Source organism: Shigella sp. SIG3, from assembly GCF_053555855.1.
Genome location: NZ_JBQZXE010000068.1, coordinates 1 through 20579 on the forward strand (window position 1 = coordinate 1; position 20579 = coordinate 20579).

The 20579-nt window shown below is 49.6% G+C and carries 23 protein-coding genes, 1 other RNA gene, 1 pseudogene and 1 other annotated feature; of the genes and pseudogenes, 10 read left to right on the forward strand and 15 right to left on the reverse strand.

Translation table 11 applies throughout. The features are described from left to right. Positions 1–197: 197 nt before the first annotated feature. The 3 genes from ACUU1I_RS12945 to smpB all read right to left on the reverse strand — a co-directional run bounded on the left by ACUU1I_RS12945 (position 198) and on the right by smpB (position 2703). Positions 198–1439 (reverse strand): integrase, encoded by a 1242-nt coding sequence (locus ACUU1I_RS12945; RefSeq protein ID WP_152030592.1) that lies wholly within the window; start codon positions 1437–1439, stop codon positions 198–200. Between the two features lie 204 nt (positions 1440–1643). Next, positions 1644–2006: a transfer-messenger RNA gene (gene ssrA / locus ACUU1I_RS12950) on the reverse strand. Between the two features lie 214 nt (positions 2007–2220). Beyond that, positions 2221–2703 carry an SsrA-binding protein SmpB gene (gene smpB / locus ACUU1I_RS12955; RefSeq protein ID WP_000162574.1) on the reverse strand — a complete coding sequence of 161 codons (483 nt, stop codon included), beginning with the start codon at positions 2701–2703 and terminating at the stop codon, positions 2221–2223. Positions 2704–2873: 170 nt separating this feature from the next. Between smpB and ratA the strand changes: the two genes are divergently transcribed. Together ratA and ACUU1I_RS12965 are read left to right on the forward strand one after the other, a co-directional pair. After that, positions 2874–3311, forward strand: a complete 438-nt coding sequence (gene ratA, locus ACUU1I_RS12960; RefSeq protein ID WP_001300750.1) for a type II toxin-antitoxin system toxin RatA — start codon at positions 2874–2876, stop codon at positions 3309–3311. Continuing rightward, positions 3301–3591: an RnfH family protein gene (locus ACUU1I_RS12965; protein WP_000900741.1), complete on the forward strand. Its 291-nt coding sequence runs from the start codon at positions 3301–3303 to the stop codon at positions 3589–3591. The genes ratA and ACUU1I_RS12965 overlap by 11 nt, the downstream gene beginning before the upstream one ends. A 61-nt stretch (positions 3592–3652) precedes the next feature. Here ACUU1I_RS12965 and bamE read toward each other — a convergent pair whose 3' ends face one another. From bamE to nadK, 3 genes are all read right to left on the reverse strand, one after another. Beyond that, complete coding sequence (gene bamE, locus ACUU1I_RS12970) at positions 3653–3994, reverse strand: outer membrane protein assembly factor BamE (RefSeq protein ID WP_001203437.1); 342 nt, start codon at positions 3992–3994, stop codon at positions 3653–3655. Between the two features lie 148 nt (positions 3995–4142). Continuing rightward, positions 4143–5804, reverse strand: coding sequence for a DNA repair protein RecN (gene recN / locus ACUU1I_RS12975; RefSeq protein ID WP_000880917.1), 1662 nt, complete (start codon positions 5802–5804; stop codon positions 4143–4145). A gap of 85 nt (positions 5805–5889) precedes the next feature. Next, positions 5890–6768, reverse strand: a complete 879-nt coding sequence (nadK, locus tag ACUU1I_RS12980) for an NAD(+) kinase (RefSeq protein WP_001059169.1) — start codon at positions 6766–6768, stop codon at positions 5890–5892. 122 nt (positions 6769–6890) lie between these two features. Between nadK and grpE the strand changes: the two genes are divergently transcribed. Continuing rightward, positions 6891–7484, forward strand: a complete 594-nt coding sequence (gene grpE, locus ACUU1I_RS12985; RefSeq protein WP_001296310.1) for a nucleotide exchange factor GrpE — start codon at positions 6891–6893, stop codon at positions 7482–7484. A gap of 54 nt (positions 7485–7538) precedes the next feature. On the opposite strand, the gene ACUU1I_RS12990 is transcribed toward grpE, so the two are convergent. Then, positions 7539–8825 carry an HlyC/CorC family transporter gene (locus ACUU1I_RS12990; RefSeq protein WP_010723175.1) on the reverse strand — a complete coding sequence of 429 codons (1287 nt, stop codon included), beginning with the start codon at positions 8823–8825 and terminating at the stop codon, positions 7539–7541. Positions 8826–8845: 20 nt separating this feature from the next. Next, on the reverse strand, positions 8846–9637 hold the full coding sequence (locus ACUU1I_RS12995; RefSeq protein ID WP_005070512.1) for a cytochrome C assembly family protein: 792 nt from the start codon (positions 9635–9637) through the stop codon (positions 8846–8848). A gap of 166 nt (positions 9638–9803) precedes the next feature. Between ACUU1I_RS12995 and ffh the strand changes: the two genes are divergently transcribed. The 5 genes from ffh to rplS all read left to right on the forward strand — a co-directional run bounded on the left by ffh (position 9804) and on the right by rplS (position 13304). Then, complete coding sequence (gene ffh, locus ACUU1I_RS13000) at positions 9804–11165, forward strand: signal recognition particle protein (protein ID WP_000460045.1); 1362 nt, start codon at positions 9804–9806, stop codon at positions 11163–11165. A 136-nt stretch (positions 11166–11301) separates the two neighbouring features. Next, positions 11302–11550: a 30S ribosomal protein S16 gene (gene rpsP / locus ACUU1I_RS13005; RefSeq protein WP_000256450.1), complete on the forward strand. Its 249-nt coding sequence runs from the start codon at positions 11302–11304 to the stop codon at positions 11548–11550. Between the two features lie 18 nt (positions 11551–11568). Further along, a complete protein-coding gene (rimM, locus tag ACUU1I_RS13010) occupies positions 11569–12117 on the forward strand; it encodes a ribosome maturation factor RimM (protein WP_000043335.1) in 549 nt (182 codons plus the stop codon). A gap of 30 nt (positions 12118–12147) precedes the next feature. Beyond that, positions 12148–12915, forward strand: coding sequence for a tRNA (guanosine(37)-N1)-methyltransferase TrmD (gene trmD / locus ACUU1I_RS13015; RefSeq protein WP_000264777.1), 768 nt, complete (start codon positions 12148–12150; stop codon positions 12913–12915). Positions 12916–12956: 41 nt separating this feature from the next. Beyond that, a complete protein-coding gene (gene rplS, locus ACUU1I_RS13020; protein ID WP_000065253.1) occupies positions 12957–13304 on the forward strand; it encodes a 50S ribosomal protein L19 in 348 nt (115 codons plus the stop codon). A 76-nt stretch (positions 13305–13380) separates the two neighbouring features. On the opposite strand, the gene ACUU1I_RS13025 is transcribed toward rplS, so the two are convergent. The 4 genes and pseudogenes from ACUU1I_RS13025 to ACUU1I_RS13040 form a co-directional block, all read right to left on the reverse strand. After that, a complete protein-coding gene (locus ACUU1I_RS13025; RefSeq protein ID WP_000589841.1) occupies positions 13381–13863 on the reverse strand; it encodes an OmpA family protein in 483 nt (160 codons plus the stop codon). A gap of 15 nt (positions 13864–13878) precedes the next feature. Next, positions 13879–15104 (reverse strand): annotated as a pseudogene (gene dgcN, locus ACUU1I_RS13030) (diguanylate cyclase DgcN). After that, the gene (locus ACUU1I_RS13035) at positions 15094–15612 is read right to left on the reverse strand and encodes a YfiR family protein (RefSeq protein WP_001212391.1); all 519 of its coding nucleotides are present in this window, start codon (positions 15610–15612) and stop codon (positions 15094–15096) included. Before ACUU1I_RS13035 ends, dgcN begins: the two are co-directional and overlap by 11 nt. 149 nt (positions 15613–15761) lie before the next feature. Further along, positions 15762–16127, reverse strand: coding sequence for a DUF2799 domain-containing protein (locus ACUU1I_RS13040; protein ID WP_005070500.1), 366 nt, complete (start codon positions 16125–16127; stop codon positions 15762–15764). A gap of 208 nt (positions 16128–16335) precedes the next feature. On the opposite strand from ACUU1I_RS13040, the gene aroF reads away from it, so the two are divergent. Then, complete coding sequence (gene aroF / locus ACUU1I_RS13045; protein ID WP_000548559.1) at positions 16336–17406, forward strand: 3-deoxy-7-phosphoheptulonate synthase AroF; 1071 nt, start codon at positions 16336–16338, stop codon at positions 17404–17406. A 10-nt stretch (positions 17407–17416) separates the two neighbouring features. Next, on the forward strand, positions 17417–18538 hold the full coding sequence (tyrA, locus tag ACUU1I_RS13050) for a bifunctional chorismate mutase/prephenate dehydrogenase (protein WP_000225218.1): 1122 nt from the start codon (positions 17417–17419) through the stop codon (positions 18536–18538). A 42-nt stretch (positions 18539–18580) separates the two neighbouring features. Here the strand turns inward: tyrA and pheA are convergent, their stop codons facing one another. From pheA to raiA, 3 genes are all read right to left on the reverse strand, one after another. Beyond that, positions 18581–19741: a bifunctional chorismate mutase/prephenate dehydratase gene (gene pheA / locus ACUU1I_RS13055; RefSeq protein ID WP_000200120.1), complete on the reverse strand. Its 1161-nt coding sequence runs from the start codon at positions 19739–19741 to the stop codon at positions 18581–18583. A 21-nt stretch (positions 19742–19762) separates the two neighbouring features. Beyond that, positions 19763–19888: a sequence feature (Phe leader region), on the reverse strand. Then, the gene (gene pheL / locus ACUU1I_RS13060) at positions 19840–19887 is read right to left on the reverse strand and encodes a phe operon leader peptide (RefSeq protein ID WP_010723158.1); all 48 of its coding nucleotides are present in this window, start codon (positions 19885–19887) and stop codon (positions 19840–19842) included. (Overlaps the previous feature by 48 nt.) 102 nt (positions 19889–19990) lie before the next feature. Beyond that, positions 19991–20332 carry a ribosome-associated translation inhibitor RaiA gene (gene raiA / locus ACUU1I_RS13065; RefSeq protein ID WP_000178456.1) on the reverse strand — a complete coding sequence of 114 codons (342 nt, stop codon included), beginning with the start codon at positions 20330–20332 and terminating at the stop codon, positions 19991–19993. Between the last annotated feature and the right edge of the window lie 247 nt (positions 20333–20579).

The window sequence follows — 20579 nt, forward strand, 5'->3', positions numbered from 1 at the left end:
AAGGTCATCGGGCATTATCTGAACAACTAAATCAGTAAGTTGGCAGCATTACCGAACTTCTGGAGTGCAGAATCACCAATCCTAATATTACTACTAAATAGCTGCGCCTAATAACGCGACACCTGCCGTTTACTGTCTGGTGGCTTAACCTGCAAGGGCTGGCTGAAAGTGGGACACTATGCCGCGCAGCTATTTAGTCACCCAACTAGCTTCATTCCTTTTATCCCACCTTCAATCATGCTTCCACGATCCGCTGCCATCACAAAATTTGCCCACCATTGCATCATCGGGCGACGCTGTTCCAGGTAATCGCTGCGGTTATAAGCACGACGAACCTCATTCTTATCCACATGGGCCAATGCTGCCTCAATGGCATCAGGCGGAAAGCCTTGTTCATTAAGAGCCGTACTGGCAATTGATCTCAGACCATGCGAAACAAGCACACCACCAAAACCTGCGCGTTTTAGTGAGGCGTTAACAGTCTGACTGTTCATAGGCTGGTTGGGCTTGATACGGCTAGGAAAGATAAATTCTCGGTTGCCGCTTAGCGGTTTCATCATCTCCAGCACAGCTATTGCTTCATCTGACAATGGAACAGTATGGTCGCGGTTCATTTTCATGCGTGCTGCGGGAATCTTCCACTCTTGCGCTTCTATGTCTACTTCTTCCCAGCGAGCTTCAGCCGCTTCGGCAGGGCGGGTAATAGTAAGAAGTTGCCACATGAACAGGCAGCGTGTGGAAAGGCTAATGCTGGCTGTTCGCATTGTCTGCATCAGTTGAGATAGCTGATCCGGTCGAATGCTGGGCATGTTCTTTTTCTGAGGCTTTTCGAAGGCTTTACCGATATTAACGCTGGGAACAGCATCAATCAGCCCTGTGTTCTGGGCATAGATCATGACCTCATTAATACGTTGACACTGGCGACGAACCGTTTCCAGTGCTCCTCTGGCCTGAACCGGTTGTACGGCCTGAACCAGTGTATGAGCTTTAATATCTGTAACGCTAACGTCGCCAATCGCAGGAAAGACATCTCTTTCAAGAGAGCGCCAGATATCTTCCGCATAGTCCTCTGTCACACTGGCTTTCTTCACATTCCACCAACGTTCAGCTACGAGCTGGAAAGTATTGGTTTTGGCTTCCAGCGAACTACGCAATTGTTCTTGCTGATGTTCCTGCGGCTCAATCTGTTTAGCTAGGAGTGAGCGGGACTCTGCACGGTAGTTTCTGGCATCGGCAAGGGTAACTGACGGGTAAGGGCCTATGCTTTTCTTTGCTCGTGTCTTGGTGACAGGGCGAATGTAGCGAAACTGCCAGATTTTACTCCCGCTGGATTTAATGAGTAGCTCAAGGCCATCGTCATCATAGAGAACGTAGTCCGCTTCCTTGGGTTTAGCAGATTCGATTTCCTTAACGGATAGAGGTTTGGTTTGTCTTGCCATTGCCGGGTTTCCATAGTTTTAGGCACCTCAAAGACAATATAGCTTTATGAAGTGCCTAACAAGGTGCCTAAAAGGATCGGATTTAATTAGTTGGCATCAGACTTCGCGGGACAAATTCGGGGCACAAAAAAGCCCGCAGGGCTTGCGCCGTGCGGGCTCTTAGGACTTCATCGGATGACTCTGGTAATCACCGATGGAGAATTTTGGTGGAGCTGGCGGGAGTTGAACCCGCGTCCGAAATTCCTACATCCTCGGTACTACATGCTTAGTCAGTCTTTACATTCGCTTGCCAGCTGCGGACGGACACGCCACTAACAAACTAGCCTGATTAAGTTTTAACGCTTCAACCCCAGGCAGGGCTTCCACGCGATCTCTTTTGGGTTTGACCTCTCTTGATCCCCGTCCTAAGAGCGGAGGCTAGGGAGAGAGGGCTCTAAGCAGGTTATTAAGCTGCTAAAGCGTAGTTTTCGTCGTTTGCGACTATTTTTTGCGGCTTTTTACGAGGCCAACCGCCCCTCGGCATGCACCTTGGGTTTCGCAAATCCCGTCGAATCCAGAATCAGCCCCAATGTGTAAAGGTAAGTATACCAGATTTATGAGCGCCATGACCAGCCTCAATGGCGTTATCGTTAAAGATTTAGCACCCATGTAGCCTGATTTTTATTCGATTAAGCAATGGGATGGCAACATTTGTGTCGGATGTGATAGCCAATAAGATGTTCATTCGCGCCGCCGGAGAGGGAGGCGCGGTGAGGAACTGGTCAATAATTGGAGTGCAGGTTTAACGGTGGGCGTTTTTCATGATGCGTGCTTTATCCACCTGCCATTCGCGTTCTTTGATATCTGAACGTTTATCGTGCTGTTTTTTACCTTTGGCGACGCCGATTTTCACTTTGCACCAGGCATTTTTCCAGTACAGGGAGAGCGCCACTACGGTATAGCCTTCTCGATTGACGCGACCGTACAATGAGTCCAGTTCGCGCTGGTTGAGAAGTAACTTGCGGGTACGGGTAGGATCGCACACCACATGCGTGGAGGCCACGGCCATTGGCGTGATGTTAGCGCCAAACAGAAATGCCTCTCCGTCACGCAGAAGGACGTAGCTGTCGCTGATATTGGCTTTTCCTGCGCGCAGGGATTTAACTTCCCAGCCTTGCAGGGCAAGTCCCGCTTCGAACTCTTCTTCGATAAAGTATTCGTGACGGGCGCGCTTGTTAAGCGCGATGGTCGCTGAACCAGGTTTATGTGCTTTTTTCTTCGTCATAAGCGTCGTGAATCATCGGTAATCTGAAATCGAAAACACCCCATATCAATCCTGCGGGGGACAAGGCTCTATCTTAGCATGAACCCGATGTTACCCAGCGCCGGGATAGCGTTTTTTTTACAGCAGGATAAATGATATTATTTGTTGGATTTTTGTTGATGGAAATTGTTATGCCTCAGATTAGCCGGACCGCACTGGTACCCTACAGCGCGGAGCAAATGTATCAGTTAGTGAATGACGTTCAGTCTTATCCTCAGTTTTTGCCAGGTTGTACCGGAAGTCGGATTCTGGAGTCCACTCCTGGGCAGATGACTGCGGCGGTAGATGTCTCTAAGGCTGGGATCAGCAAAACGTTTACTACCCGCAACCAGTTGACCAGTAACCAAAGTATTCTTATGAATCTGGTGGATGGGCCGTTCAAGAAATTGATTGGTGGATGGAAGTTTACGCCGCTGAGCCAGGAGGCGTGTCGTATCGAGTTTCATCTCGACTTTGAGTTTACCAATAAGTTGATTGAACTCGCCTTTGGTCGCGTGTTTAAAGAGCTGGCGGCTAATATGGTCCAGGCTTTTACGGTTCGTGCGAAAGAGGTTTACAGTGCTAGGTAAAATTGCCGTTGAGGTGGCTTATGCGCTACCTGAGAAGCAGTACCTGCAGCGAGTGACGCTGCAGGAGGGCGCGACGGTTGAAGAAGCTATTCGCGCCAGTGGCTTGCTGGAATTGCGTACCGATATCGATTTAACTAAAAACAAAGTCGGCATTTACAGCCGTCCGGCAAAACTAAGCGATAGTGTGCATGATGGCGATCGGGTGGAGATTTATCGCCCTCTCATTGCCGATCCGAAAGAGCTTCGCAGGCAACGAGCAGAAAAATCAGCGAATAAATAACAGACAGAAAAAAGGTGCTCATTGAGCACCTTTTTTAACGTCTTTGAGAGCAACTTTATTATTAGTTACCACTCAGCGCAGGTTTGTTATCAATATTGGTCAACACACCGCTACTGTTAAAGGTCAGCGTCAGCGTTTGCTGCGTTACACCTTCATGACCTGGTTGCTGGCGGAAGACATAGAACCAGGTATTCGTACCAAATGGATCGGACATCAGCGGTGTACCCAATGCGTACGCAACTTGTTGTTGCGTCATGCCAACACGTATTTTGGATACGTCGTTAGCGGTCAGATAGTTCCCCTGGTTGATGTCAGGACGGTAAACCACTCGCTCCAGAGTGGAACAGCCTGCGGTCAACATCAATAGTACTGCTGCTGCAGCAGTCAGCGTTTTACAGCGCATAGTGATTTGATTCCTTTTCGGGCCCGAGCAGTACGTGGCTCATCTGTAATATGCCGATGATAATAGACCTTTCATCACTTTAAAACCTTTTGCTTTCCGGTCTTACGGCGTTTTGCTGTTTACTCTGACCGTGAAGCAGGAAAAAAGTTTACGCTGCAAGCAGTTCTTTCGCATTCGCCAGTGTGTTACGTGTGACTTCACTGCCACCAAGCAGGCGCGCCAGCTCTTGTAACCGCGCTTTTTTATCCAGAGATTGCATATGTGTTTCTGTCATCGCACCATCGGTTTCTTTGCTGACAAAATAGTGTTGATGACCACATCCCGCGACTTGTGGCAGGTGGGTAACACACATCACCTGAGTTGATTCGCCGAGTTGACGCAGCAGTTTGCCGACAACTGCCGCTGTTGGACCGCTAATCCCTACATCCACTTCATCAAAAATCAGTGCCGGGGTTTCCATTTTACGCGCCGTGATGACCTGGATTGCCAGTGCGATGCGGGACAATTCACCACCGGATGCGACTTTGGCAATAGGCTGCATTGGCTGACCTGGGTTGGTGGTTACCCGAAACTCAATACGATCGGCACCGTCAGCGCCCAGGTGATGCTCGTCATATTTGACATCAATCGTAAACTGCCCATGCGGCATTGAGAGCGCATGCATACTGTCGGTGATCAGCTGTGCAAGTTCTTCTGCATATTGCTGGCGTTGTTGGTGTAATGCGCGCGCGGTTTCCAGTGCCTGCTGATGATGTTTCGTTACCGCCAGCGCGAGCGTTTCTTGTGAGTCGGCCTGATCGTCCAGTTGCTGCTGTTCTTCCAGTAGCGACTGGTAATACTGTGGTAATGCCTCAGGGCTGACGTGATGTTTACGTGCCAGCGAAATCTGTTTTGAGATGCGCTGTTCAAGTTCAAACAGTCGGTTGGGATCGAGATCCAGACGATCGCAGTAGTGGCGCAGTTCGTCGCTGGCTTCAGCAATCTGGATGGTAGCTTCTTCCAGCATATCAAGTACGCCGGACAGTTTGCTGTCCATGCCAATCAATTCGCTCACCAGTTGTTTAGCCGTGTAAAGCTGACTTTGCAGGTTTGCGTCTTCACCGTCGGCCATTAATGCCAATGCATTCTGGCTGGTGGTCAGCAATTGACCGCTGTTCGCCAGACGTTTGTACTCTTCGTCGATTTGCTCAAACTCTCCGGGCTGCGGATTAAATTCGTTAAGTTCTTTTAATTGGTATTGCAGCAGTTCCGCACGGGCGGCGCGTTCCTGACTTAACTGTTGATGATGCGCGAGGTCACGGCAGCTTTGATGCCACAACTGATAACGTGCGGTCATTTCCTGAAGTAGAGAGGTTTCATTGGCATAGCCATCAAGCAGGAATTTTTGGTGCTCAGGTTTGGTGAGTAATTGATGAGCGTGCTGACCATGGATCTGAATCAGCAACTGACCCAGTTCGCGCAGTTGTGACAGAGGAACAGCTGTACCGTTGATGAAACCACGGGAGCGACCATCACTGCTGATCACGCGACGAAGCAAACATTCATGCCCGTCTTCAAGCTGGTTTTCTTCCAGCCAGCGCAGGGCCGCTGGCGTATCTTTCAGAGAAAAACGGGCGCACAGGTCAGCGCGAGCAGCGCCGGTACGCACCATGTCGGCTTCAGCGCGACCACCGAGACAAAGACCGAGGGCATCTATTGCAATAGATTTACCCGCACCGGTCTCGCCAGTTATTACGGTCATGCCGCTATGAAAATCAATCTCAAGCTCACGAACGATAGCAAAGTTGCTGATGGTCAGTTGTGCCAACATAGTCGTTTTCCTGTATGAAAAACCATTACTGTTATTGTGTACAGTATAAACTGGTTTTATATACAGTAAAGAGGCTGGCGTAAAATTAGAATAATTTTTTTGACCAGCCGAGCTTGGTGCTTAATGTATTGAAATAACTGTAATCTTTCGGATGAATCAGATTCAGATGGTAATCACAGCGACGAATCAGGACATCTTCACCTTCCTGAATCGGCAGTGCTATCTGGCTGTCGCAACTGATTTCCAGGTCGTTACGGCGATGCGAAAAACGCAGACGGATCGTGCTGCTGCTGTTTATGACCAGTGGTCGTGCTGACAACGTATGCGGGAACATGGGCACCAGGGTAATCGCATCCAGAGAGGGGGTCAGAATAGGACCGCCCGCAGAGAGGGAATAGGCGGTGGAGCCTGTTGGCGTCGAAATAATTAGCCCATCAGATCGCTGAGAAAACGCAAAGATCTCGTCGATATACACTTCGAACTCTATCATATGCGCCACTTTGCCAGGATGAAGTACCACTTCGTTAATCGCGGTGCTGATGCGTTTTTGGCAATCTTGCTGACAGACTTGCGCTTCCAGCAAAAAACGTTTCTCGCTGATGTAGTGACCTTCCAGCACATCGGCTAATTGTTGCTGGGCGTTATCGGGGTCAAGGTCAGTCAGGAAACCCAGGTTGCCACGGTTGATTCCAATAACTTTAATATCGTAACGGGCGAGCGTGCGCGCCGCGCCCAGCATATTACCGTCGCCACCAACGACTACCGCGAGATCAGCCAGTTGCCCAATCTCCGCGAGCGTGCCAGTTTTCACATTCTTCAGTTGCAGTTCGTGAGCGATTTGTTGCTCAACGATGACCTCGTAACCTTTTGTGCACAGCCAGCGGTAGAGCATTTCATGTGTTGTCAGTGCAGTAGGGTGCCGTGGGTGTCCCACAATGCCAATGCACTTGAAATGATTATTCATTTTTCCGAGGTCCTTGTTGCGAAGATTGATGACAATGTGAGTGCTTCCCTTGAAACCCTGAAACTGATCCCCATAATAAGCGAAGTTAGCGAGATGAATGCGAAAAAAACGCGGAGAAATTCATGAGTAGTAAAGAACAGAAAACGCCTGAGGGGCAAGCCCCGGAAGAAATTATCATGGATCAGCACGAAGAGATTGAGGCAGTTGAGCCAGAAGCTTCTGCTGAGCAGGTGGATCCGCGCGATGAAAAAATTGCGAATCTCGAAGCTCAGCTGGCTGAAGCCCAGACCCGTGAACGTGACGGTATTTTGCGCGTAAAAGCCGAAATGGAAAACCTGCGTCGTCGTACTGAACTGGATATTGAAAAAGCCCACAAATTCGCGCTGGAGAAATTCATCAACGAATTGCTGCCGGTGATTGATAGCCTGGATCGTGCGCTGGAAGTGGCTGATAAAGCTAACCCGGATATGTCTGCGATGGTTGAAGGCATTGAGCTGACGCTGAAGTCGATGCTGGATGTTGTGCGTAAGTTTGGTGTTGAAGTGATCGCCGAAACTAACGTGCCGCTGGACCCGAATGTGCATCAGGCTATCGCAATGGTGGAATCTGATGACGTTGCGCCAGGTAACGTACTGGGCATTATGCAGAAGGGTTATACGCTGAATGGTCGTACGATTCGTGCGGCGATGGTAACTGTAGCGAAAGCAAAAGCGTAATTTCTGTTTTCGTAATAATTCACGGCCCTGCATGCGAATGCAGGGCCGTTTTCGTTACTCCGCCACACTCTCGCGCAGCGGTTTCACAGGAAAAACTTTTACCTGCTTAATCATATTGTCCTGTACGTCGAGAATATCGATATCGTACTCGCCAATACGCACGCGGGTGCCTGCGACAGGGATCTCTTCCAGTGCCTCAAGAATGACGCCATTAACCGTGCGGGCATCATCTTCCGGTAGATGCCAGTTAAAGGCTTTGTTGATTTCCCGCACGTTGGCGGTGCCATCGATAATCACCGAACCGTCGTTTTGCGGCGTGACCTCTTCGGCAAGTGTTGGCGACATCGACGTAGTGAAATCGCCGACAATCTCTTCCAGAATATCTTCAACCGTCACCAGCCCCTGAATGTCTCCATACTCGTTGACGACCAGGCCGACTTTCTTTTTGTTGCGCTGAAACTTTACCAACTGCGTGCTGAGCGGCGTACCTTCAGGCACAAAATAGATCTCGTCCGCGGCGCGCAGCATGGTTTCTTTGGTGAACTCTTTTTTCTCCGACATCAACCGCCAGGCTTCACGTACTCGCAGCATACTGATGGCGTCGTCCAGCGAATCACGGTAAAGCACGATGCGCCCGTGAGGTGAGTGGGAGAGTTGGCGCAGAATAGATTTCCAGTCATCGTTGATATCAATACCGATAATTTCACTGCGCGGCACCATGATGTCATCAACGGTCATTTTTTCCAGATCGAGCACCGACAGCAGCATATCCTGATTGCGACGGGAAATTTGTGAGCGCGATTCATGCACGATAGTGCGCAACTCTTCTTTGCTCAAAGAGCCGCTAACCACGATATCGGTTTTGATACCCATCATGCGCATCAGCATACGGGTGATAGCATTCAGCAACCAGACCAGCGGCATCATCAAAATTTGCAGCGGAGCCAGCAGAAAACTACTCGGATAAGCGACTTTTTCCGGGTACAGCGCGGCAATGGTTTTCGGCAATACCTCAGCAAAAACCAGTACGACAAAAGTCAGCACACCAGTCGCAATTGCCACGCCCGCATCGCCGTACAAACGCATCCCGACAATAGTGCCGAGCGCGGAGGCAAGAATATTGACCAGGTTATTGCCGATTAACACCAGGCTTATCAGGCGGTCTGGCTTACGCAGCAATTTTTCGACGCGTTTGGCCGAGCGATTACCCTGTTTCGCCATATGTCGAAGACGATAGCGGTTGAGGGTCATCATTCCGGTTTCGGACCCGGAAAAATAGGCTGAAATGACCACCATGATGATCAGAATAATGATCAACGTAGTAGTAGAAATGTGTTCCAGGGGAAACTCCTTTTCTGGGTTTAGCTGATTAACTGCTGGACAATTCGGCTGCCGAAGTAGGCCAGTGTCAGAATTACCGCGCCCGCAACGTTAAACCAGACGACGCGGCGTCCACGCCATCCTTCATGGTAATGTCCCCACAGCAGCACAATATAGACAAACCACGCCACGATAGAGAGCACAGCCTTGTCGATATTTTCCATGCTAAATAGGTTGTGCATGTAGAACAGGCCAGTGCAAAGCGTGAGCGTTAGCAGCACCACGCCAATCTGCGTGATGTGGAACATTTTACGCTCGATACTCATCAATGGCGGCATTTCCTGGTTAAATGCCAGCTTCTTGTTCTTCAGTTGGTAATCAATCCACGCCAGTTGCAGCGCGTACAGGGCGGCGATAATTAGCGTGGCATAGGAAAAGAGCGATAAGCCAATGTGCACCAGCATCCCAGGCGTTGCTTCCAGATGGGTGATGTATTCATTGGGCATGAAGGTCGCCAGCGCCAGGTTGATAAGCGCAAAGGCATAGACAATGGGTAGCAGCAACCAGCCACGATTGCGAGAAGCCACAATGGTCATTACCGTACAGATCACCAAACTGACCAATGAACCAACGTTCAGCAGGCTGAGGTTTTGTCCGCTATCACCGTCGGGCAGGATGCGGGCTTCCAGAGCGATTGCGTGGCAGACCAGCGCAATGACCGCAGAAATAATAGCCATGCGCCGCCAGCCGCCGTTTTTTTGCAGCAGACCGGGAACAATCAGCGCAAGACTGACGGAGTAGGCGACAAGCGCGAGCAGAGCAAAAACGGGCATAGTAATGTCGACAGTTTGAGCAATAAGAAAGAGAAGCAGTATAGCGTCAGGTGAACGCTGCTCCAACCGTTGCATAACAACAAAGACGCCTTCATGTTATACTGCGGCAAAATACTGATGATGTGTCGCGATTGCGGCCAACCGTTTCCACCCCAGGCGAGAGACAATGTTTGATAATTTAACCGATCGTTTGTCGCGCACGCTGCGCAATATCAGTGGCCGTGGACGCCTCACTGAAGACAACGTAAAAGATACGCTGCGCGAAGTGCGCATGGCGCTGCTGGAGGCGGACGTCGCTCTGCCGGTAGTGCGTGAGTTTATCAATCGCGTAAAAGAGAAAGCGGTTGGTCATGAAGTTAATAAGAGCCTGACGCCGGGGCAGGAGTTCGTCAAAATCGTCCGTAACGAACTGGTTGCGGCGATGGGCGAAGAGAACCAGACCCTGAATCTGGCTGCGCAACCGCCTGCGGTCGTGCTGATGGCAGGCCTGCAAGGTGCCGGTAAAACAACCAGCGTTGGTAAACTCGGTAATTTCCTGCGCGAGAAGCACAAGAAGAAAGTGCTGGTGGTTTCTGCTGACGTCTATCGCCCGGCGGCAATCAAACAGCTTGAGACGCTGGCAGAGCAGGTGGGCGTTGATTTCTTCCCTTCTGATGTTGGTCAGAAGCCGGTTGATATTGTTAACGCGGCGCTGAAAGAAGCCAAACTGAAATTCTACGACGTGCTGCTGGTGGATACCGCTGGTCGTCTGCACGTTGACGAAGCGATGATGGACGAGATCAAACAAGTCCATGCGTCGATTAACCCGGTTGAAACCCTGTTTGTGGTTGACGCCATGACCGGTCAGGATGCGGCCAATACGGCAAAAGCATTCAATGAAGCGTTACCGCTTACCGGCGTAGTGTTGACCAAAGTGGACGGCGATGCCCGCGGCGGTGCGGCGCTCTCTATTCGTCACATCACTGGCAAACCGATCAAGTTCCTCGGTGTTGGCGAGAAAACTGAGGCGCTGGAGCCGTTCCATCCGGACCGCATCGCGTCGCGTATTCTCGGCATGGGCGACGTACTGTCGCTGATCGAAGATATCGAAAGCAAAGTTGACCGCGCGCAGGCAGAGAAATTAGCCAGCAAGCTAAAAAAAGGCGACGGCTTCGATCTCAACGACTTTCTTGAGCAACTGCGCCAGATGAAAAATATGGGCGGCATGGCCAGCTTGATGGGCAAACTGCCGGGCATGGGGCAGATCCCGGATAACGTCAAGTCGCAGATGGACGATAAAGTGCTGGTGCGTATGGAAGCCATCATCAACTCAATGACGATGAAAGAGCGCGCTAAGCCAGAAATCATCAAAGGTTCGCGTAAGCGTCGTATCGCCGCCGGTTGCGGGATGCAGGTACAGGACGTTAACCGCCTTCTGAAGCAGTTCGACGACATGCAGCGCATGATGAAGAAAATGAAGAAAGGCGGAATGGCGAAGATGATGAGAAGCATGAAGGGAATGATGCCGCCGGGATTTCCTGGTCGCTAAATGACCTTATGCGACAGAGTTATTAACTGCTGATTGCATTTTCTCCAGAAATCAGTAAAATTTTCGGGCTTTTAATATGACACCGGACTCCGTTCCTCGATGGGGTCCGGTTGTTTTATTCACACAAGAGGATGTTATGGTAACTATTCGTTTAGCACGTCACGGCGCTAAAAAGCGTCCGTTCTACCAGGTTGTTGTCGCTGACAGCCGTAATGCACGCAACGGTCGCTTCATCGAGCGCGTTGGTTTCTTCAACCCAATCGCTAGCGAAAAAGAAGAAGGCACTCGCCTGGATCTGGATCGCATCGCTCACTGGGTTGGCCAGGGCGCAACTATTTCTGATCGCGTTGCTGCGCTGATCAAAGAAGTAAACAAAGCAGCTTAATCTGTCACGGTGGTCATGATGAGCAAACAACTCACCGCGCAAGCACCTGTTGATCCCATCGTTTTGGGAAAAATGGGTTCGTCTTACGGTATTCGTGGGTGGCTCAGAGTGTTTTCTTCCACCGAAGACGCCGAAAGCATTTTTGACTATCAGCCCTGGTTTATCCAGAAGGCGGGTCAGTGGCAGCAAGTCCAGCTGGAAAGCTGGAAGCACCACAATCAGGACATGATCATCAAGCTGAAAGGCGTTGACGATCGTGATGCGGCGAACCTGCTGACGAATTGTGAAATTGTCGTGGATTCATCGCAGCTGCCTCAGCTTGAAGAGGGGGACTACTACTGGAAAGACCTGATGGGCTGCCAGGTAGTAACCACTGAAGGCTACGATCTCGGTAAAGTCGTCGATATGATGGAAACCGGATCTAATGACGTTCTCGTCATTAAGGCAAACCTGAAAGATGCGTTTGGTATCAAGGAACGTCTCGTACCGTTCCTCGATGGGCAGGTTATCAAGAAAGTCGATCTCACTACTCGTTCAATCGAAGTAGATTGGGATCCTGGTTTTTAAACCACCGGATAAACGGTAAAAGACGGCGCTATGTGGATTGGCATAATTAGCCTGTTTCCTGAAATGTTCCGCGCAATTACCGATTACGGGGTAACTGGCCGGGCAGTTAAAAATGGCCTGCTGAGCATCCAGAGTTGGAGTCCTCGCGACTTCACGCATGACCGGCACCGTACCGTGGACGATCGTCCTTACGGCGGCGGACCGGGGATGTTAATGATGGTGCAACCCTTGCGGGACGCCATTCATGCAGCAAAAGCCGCGGCGGGTGAAGGCGCAAAGGTGATTTATCTGTCACCACAGGGACGCAAGCTTGATCAAGCGGGCGTCAGCGAACTGGCAACGAATCAAAAATTGATTCTGGTGTGCGGTCGCTACGAAGGTATAGATGAGCGCGTGATCCAAACCGAAATTGACGAAGAATGGTCAATCGGCGATTACGTTCTCAGTGGTGGTGAGTTACCAGCAATGACGCTGATTGACTCCGTTTCCCGGTTTATTCCGGGAGTACTGGGACATGAAGCCTCGGCAACGGAAGATTCCTTTGCTGAAGGATTGCTGGATTGCCCGCACTATACGCGGCCTGAGGTGTTAGAAGGGATGGAAGTTCCGCCAGTGTTACTGTCGGGCAACCATGCCGAGATACGTCGCTGGCGTTTGAAACAGTCGCTGGGCCGTACCTGGCTTAGAAGACCTGAACTTCTGGAAAACCTGGCTCTGACTGAAGAGCAAGCAAGGTTGCTGGCGGAGTTCAAAACGGAACACGCACAACAGCAACATAAACATGATGGGATGGCGTAAGCCCCCGAGAGATCAGTTTACCCAGGATAAGAGATTAAATTATGAGCAACATTATTAAGCAACTTGAACAAGAGCAGATGAAGCAGGACGTACCTTCCTTCCGTCCGGGTGATACCGTGGAAGTGAAAGTATGGGTTGTTGAAGGTTCCAAAAAACGTCTGCAGGCATTCGAGGGCGTGGTTATCGCTATTCGTAACCGCGGTCTGCACTCTGCATTCACTGTTCGTAAAATTTCCAACGGCGAAGGCGTTGAGCGTGTCTTCCAGACTCACTCTCCGGTAGTTGACAGCATTTCTGTCAAACGTCGTGGTGCTGTTCGTAAAGCTAAACTGTACTACCTGCGTGAGCGTACTGGTAAGGCTGCTCGTATCAAAGAGCGTCTTAACTAAGATTTCGCTTAAGCGACATCCTGTTAAGAAGGGCTGGGCAATTGGCTGGCCCTTTTTTTGTCTGTTTGCTCGTGTTTTAAGGGGTTGTAATCACCACTGCGACGCGGCGGTTCTCGGCGCGGCCCTGGGCGGTCTTGTTACTGGCTATGGGATATTTTTTTCCTAAACCCTGTGTGGTGAGATTGCTGCGTGGAATTTGTCCACCAATAGCCCATGCATCGGCCACGACATTCGCCCGTTTCAATGATAAGCCTTCGTTGTAACTGTCTTCACCATAGTTATCGGTGTGTCCATCCATACGGGCATGTGTTAGCCCTGTCGAGGCCAATTTGGCTGCCATGGTTTGGAGCTGTTGCTGGCTTTCCGGGAGCAATTTGTAGTCATTTTTTGCGAACAGAATGGCATCTGATAAGCCCAGCGACCAGTCGCCGGCGGATTCAGTAAATCCATAAGATTGCATAGCGGCGACTTGCTCAGGAGTAAACTTTCCCTGAGGGGACTGGCAGCCAGTCAGTATTAGTGAGGTGAAAATCAGGGGTGCTACCAGGTGCTTTATCATATCGATATATCCTTGTTATCTCACCAGCTTTTCGGCACGCTGGTGTTTGGCCTGATACATATTGTGATCGGCAAGCTCTTGTAATTTTTCCGCAGAGGCGTGCTCAATGGTCATCGCGTAACCAATGCTTAATGTCATGGTGGTCTGATGGCCATTATGAAGATCAAACGGGAGATTAAAGATTTGTGTCAGTGCTGAGCATATCTGCTGCACTTCAGATTCCGACTGTACATCATAGAGCACCATAGCGAATTCATCGCCGCCCAGGCGGTATGCTTTATGTCGCAGCCCGCCAAATTCAGCTAACCGTTTTGCGATTTCAATCAAGACCCTATCGCCCGTCGCATGACCCCAGGTATCATTGATATATTTGAAATTATCGCCATCAAGAAATAGTAACGCCGACGTTTTTCGGGCATCGGAATTGTTCATCAACGTATTGATGCCGCTACGAAACGCTGCGCGGTTAGCCAGCCCGGTTAATGGGTCATGTAGCGCGGTACGCAGAAGCTGCGCATTTTTGGCCTGTAAACGAAGCTGCCACTCTTCCATTTCATCCAGCAGACTGTTGAAGTCGAGAGCGAAGCGGTGAAACTCAGCGATACGTTCTTCCGAAACTCGTCGGGAAAAATTGCGGTTGGAACGCACATCATGTACGACATCGGTGATATTTTTCAGTGCTTCCACCAGGCCATTGTGCAAATGGCGGGTGAGGGTAATTGCGATGCCTGATGCCAGCAGAATACAACCGGTCAGTACGGCGAGTGAAAACCAGATAAAATGGCTAATTGAACTGTCGCGAGCGGTTAAGCGTACTTCGCCAATGGTTTCACCATTGTGACGAATCGGCTGAATGATGGGGGCAGGGAAGAGCCAGTGGCTTATGAAATTGCTGAAAGTATCGCCTGGATCCTTACGGGGGTAATGCCAGGATGCCAGAATATTTTGCTGCTTATCACGTACTTCTGCAGTTGAAAATGCCCTTGCTGGCCCAGCGCTGCCAGTGTTTCAGTTGCTGCAGGGCCATCGGCAAAAACGACAGCTGCTTCCAGACTGTAAGTCATTGTTGCTGCTGTCAGTGCCAGGTTTTTTTGCGCGTACTGTTTCAGGGTCAGCACCGAGGTCACGGAAAGCAGCAACCAGATCAACATCATAGTGATAAATATGCTGGTCATACTGATGTTGCGTAATGCTCTTTTAAACGTGGGGCGCTTATTAAGAGAATTATCGTTATCCATCATTTTTCTTCCGTGCGAGCATTAAGACATCCGGGTTGACCTTTACACCGCTACGCGATAAGGCATCCAGGTTTACGGCAAATCTGACGTCATTATTGTGGATGATCAGACAAAAGGCGCTACCAATAATGCACTCGGTATTTTGTTCGGCAATTAATAATAACGCCTTTGACGGATATTGTTCGGTTAATTCCATCTGGAATGTCGGTGACTCGTTGCCAAAATAAAAACCATTGCAGCCTGAAATCATCGCCTCTTGTTGAGTGTGAATGATGACAGGCAGATAAGGCAAAGATGTCGCGGCATTCTCTTGTAGGGCGGTACTAAAACGTGAAGATGAAAAGATACATAACTTTGGTGGCCCTGATAGCGCAGGCCAGCGGGTGTAACTGACAATACCGGAAACCATCATACGCACGTTTTTCGCAACGTCAGAAGGCTCTTGAGCGAGTATTGGTGCTCCCGTCAGCAGGAGAATCAGAAGTAAGAACAGTCGGTGAGAAAAACGCATTCAGGGATCCCCACCATCTTCGCTCGAAATGCATCGATATTTTTTCAGGATGCTCATTAAAATATCATTTTTTCATGCGACCGTCATCAATGTGAGAAATAAAACACAATGAGTAAAATCTTATGTTTAATTTATTTGTGGGGTTTTAATTAATTTAATCGTATTGTGCTGGCATTTTCATCAGCCCCTTTTTGCCATACTTCATGCAGTTGGCTGGCATTTTCAACATTGTTGCAGCTGGCAGGAAAGCTTTTACCGGAAAGTCCCCGGGCATAAGTAAAATCGGTCTGGCAAGTTTTCTTTTGCCCTTCGGCATATCCTTTAAGGTATAGACCGCGATCCGCCTGTGAATCGCTAAATGCATCGTCATCTTTTATGGCGCTGTCCGATATCGCATCTTCCATACCGACATCATACCAGTCGGTGCTGGTCAAGGTTGGCGCGTGAGTATAAGGATCAATCTGACATCCGCTAACCAGTAAAGCCAACAAGGGGGCGATAAACTTTTTCATCATTTCTTTCTCCTTTTTCAAAGCATAGCGGATTGTTTTTAAAGGGGTGTAAATTTATATATACAGAAGCAAGGGTTGAAAGCGCGACTAAATTGCCTGTGTAAATAAAAATGTACGAAATATGGATTGAAAACTTTACTTTATGTGTTATCGTTACGTCATCCTCGCTGAGGATCAACTATCGCAAACGAGCATAAACAGGATCGCCATCATGCATAAAGACGCGCTGAATAACGTACATATTACCGACGAACAGGTTTTAATGACTCCGGAACAACTGAAGGCCGCTTTTCCATTGAGCCTGCAACAAGAAGCCCAGATTGCTGACTCGCGTAAAACCATTTCAGATATTATCGCCGGGCGCGATCCTCGTCTGCTGGTAGTATGTGGTCCTTGTTCCATTCATGATCCGGAAACTGCTCTGGAATATGCTCGTCGATTTAAAGCTCTTGCCGCAGAGGTCAGCGATAGCCTCTATCTGGTAATGCGCGTCTATTTTGAAAAACCCCGTACCACTGTCGGCTGGAAAGGGTTAATTAACGATCCCCATATGGATGGCTCTTTTGATGTAGAAGCCGGGCTGCAGATCGCGCGTAAATTGTTGCTTGAGCTGGTGAATATGGGACTGCCACTGGCGACGGAAGCGTTAGATCCGAATAGCCCGCAATACCTGGGCGATCTGTTTAGCTGGTCAGCAATTGGTGCTCGTACAACGGAATCGCAAACTCACCGTGAAATGGCCTCCGGGCTTTCCATGCCGGTTGGTTTTAAAAACGGCACCGACGGCAGTCTGGCAACAGCAATTAATGCTATGCGCGCCGCCGCCCAGCCGCACTGTTTTGTTGGCATTAACCAGGCAGGGCAGGTTGCGTTGCTACAAACTCAGGGGAATCCGGACGGGCATGTGATCCTGCGCGGTGGTAAAGCGCCGAACTATAGCCCTGCGGATGTTGCGCAATGTGAAAAAGAGATGGAACAGGCGGGACTGCGCCCGTCTCTGATGGTAGATTGCAGCCACGGTAATTCCAATAAAGATTATCGCCGTCAGCCTGCGGTGGCAGAATCCGTGGTTGCTCAAATCAAAGATGGCAATCGCTCAATTATTGGTCTGATGATCGAAAGTAATATCCACGAGGGCAATCAGTCTTCTGAGCAACCGCGCAGTGAAATGAAATACGGTGTATCCGTAACCGATGCCTGCATTAGCTGGGAAATGACCGATGCCTTGCTGCGTGAAATTCATCAGGATCTGAACGGGCAGCTGACGGCTCGCGTGGCTTAAGAGGTTTATTATGGTTGCTGAATTGACTGCATTACGCGATCAAATTGATGAAGTCGATAAAGCGCTGCTGAATTTATTAGCGAAGCGTCTGGAACTGGTTGCTGAAGTGGGCGAGGTGAAAAGCCGCTTTGGACTGCCTATTTATGTTCCGGAGCGCGAGGCATCTATGTTGGCCTCGCGTCGTGCAGAGGCGGAAGCTCTGGGTGTACCGCCAGATCTGATTGAGGATGTTTTGCGTCGGGTGATGCGTGAATCTTACTCCAGTGAAAACGACAAAGGATTTAAAACACTTTGTCCGTCACTGCGTCCGGTGGTTATCGTCGGCGGTGGCGGTCAGATGGGACGCCTGTTCGAGAAGATGCTGACACTATCGGGTTATCAGGTGCGGATTCTGGAGCAACATGACTGGGATCGAGCGGCTGATATTGTTGCCGATGCCGGAATGGTGATTGTTAGTGTGCCAATCCACGTTACTGAGCAAGTTATCGGCAAATTACCGCCTTTACCGAAAGATTGTATTCTGGTTGATCTGGCATCAGTGAAAAATGGACCATTACAGGCCATGCTGGCGGCGCACGATGGCCCGGTACTGGGGTTACACCCGATGTTCGGCCCGGACAGCGGTAGCCTGGCAAAGCAAGTTGTGGTCTGGTGTGATGGACGTAAGCCGGAAGCATACCAATGGTTTCTGGAGCAAATTCAGGTCTGGGGCGCTCGGTTGCATCGTATTAGCGCTGTCGAGCACGATCAGAATATGGCGTTTATTCAGGCTCTGCGCCACTTTGCTACTTTTGCTTACGGGCTGCACTTGGCAGAAGAAAATGTTCAGCTTGAGCAACTTCTGGCGCTCTCTTCGCCGATTTACCGCCTTGAGCTGGCGATGGTCGGGCGACTGTTTGCTCAGGATCCGCAGCTTTATGCCGACATCATTATGTCGTCAGAGCGTAATCTGGCGTTAATCAAACGTTACTATAAGCGTTTCGGCGAGGCGATTGAGTTGCTGGAGCAGGGCGATAAGCAGGCGTTTATTGACAGTTTCTGCAAGGTGGAGCACTGGTTCGGCGATTACGCACAGCGTTTTCAGAGTGAAAGCCGCGTGTTATTGCGTCAGGCGAATGACAATCGCCAGTAATAATCCAGCGCCGGATGATTCACATCATCCGGCACCTTTTCATCAGGTTGGATCAACAGGCACTACGTTCTCACTTGGGTAACAGCCCAATACCTTCATTGAACGGGTGATTTCCCCTAACTCTTTCAATGCTTTTTGCATTTCCGCTGATTCAAGATTGGCCTGAATATCCAGATAGAACATCTCTTCCCATGGATTACCGTGAATCGGGCGTGATTCCAGACGGGTCATAATCAGATTGTGGTTGCGCAGTACCAGCAACGCTTCAACCAACGCACCGGCTTGTTGCCCGGTCGCCATTAACAACGTGGTTTTCGCCGGAACCTGATCAGACACGTTAATGGCTTTACGCGCCAACACCACAAATCGGGTGAAGTTTTGTCGCTGATTTGCTTCAATACGCTCCAGTACCTGCAAACCGTACAAAGTGCCGCCAGCTTCGCTTCCCAACGCAGCAACATGCGGTGATTTTGCCTGTGCAACCTTTTCCATTGCCGCAGACGTACTTTCGGTATATTCAATCTTCCAGTGCGGATAACGATTAAGGAATTTGCTGCATTGCTGGAATGGCTGCGGATGGCTGTAGACCGTATTGATGGTGGATAAATCAGTAGTGCCGGAGACCAACAAACAATGGTCGATAGTTAACGTCATCTCGCCAACAATCGACAAGCTGGTATGTTGCAGCAGATCGTAAACGTCGTTTATGGCACCGGAGCTGGTATTTTCAATCGGTACGACGGCATAGTCGGCCTGGCCGGTTTCCACCTGATTAAAAATATCGGCAAATTTGGCGCAGCCACTTTCAATGAATTGCTCAAAGTGACGGGCAGCATACTGGCGCGCCGCAAGATGGGAATAAGAACCTTTGGGGCCGAGAAAAGCGATGCGTGCTGAGTGCGGATTAATTTTATTGAGATGTTGTTGGAGCAAAGCCTGCTGAGTTAATACGGAATCTTCAATGATGAGCTGGAACAGGCGAGTAATGTAATGGGCGTCCAGATGGTGCGCTTTACCGAGCGTAATTAATCTTTCCAGCAAATCGCGTTCACGATCAATATCACGTACCGGGCGATGCGAGAGCAGTTTGGCTTTTCCCACCTCGACGGCCAGTTCGCGCCGTTCTGCCAGTAACGCTAATAATTTTTCATCCAGCGCGCTGATTTTCTCTCGCAGCGCCAGTAACGGGTTTTCCGATGTCATAGTGTTGCCTTTTTGTTATCAATAAAAAAGGCCCCCCGATTTGGGAGGCCTTATTGTTCGTCTTCGCATTCTGTTTCACACGACGAAACGCCTCCCATTCAGGGGAAGGTAAAAAAGAATGCGAAGAAAAACGGTATGTGTTTCATGTTTGTTTCCTTAAGTGACTTTAGTACAGTACCCGTACTGTTTTCACGCTGTCAACAAAAAACGCGCCCGAAGGCGCGTTGGCGATACACTCAATATAAAGGACTACTCTTCTTCAACTTCTTCGACGAAGTTGGCGTCTTTCACCGATGTTGCGGCACGACGTGCTTCGCCTTTGTGCTGCAGTTTATTGAGCTGCCGTTCCAGCTTGTTGATCAATTCGTTAATTGCGGTGTACATATCTTCATGTTTACCACTGGCAACCAGAACGCCGTTAGGTGTATTGATGGTGGCGTCAGCAACAAACCCTTGTGGCTCTTTGGACAGAATGATATGTGGATTAATCAGATGTGTTTGCCATTTTTCCAGTTTGGCGAGACGGTCTGCGACATGTTGGCGGATGGCCGGAGTAATTTCCATTTGTTTGCTGGTAATGTTCATTGTCATAAATTTTACCTCTTGTCTTCCCGTCTTGGTGAATTCAGCATACCGTTCCTGATGTCAAAATGTGTGATGGAAATCTCATAATTTTGTCACTTTTTGTCAACGAATCTTTTTTGTGAGAAATCGCAGGAAGAGGTGTTTTTTTACTTGAGGAATATCTCAAAGCGAGCCATATTTGATGAGATCGATAGTGACTAAATCGCTTCAGTTTCACAACTAACAGAATAAAAAAACGGCAGCTCAAGGGCTG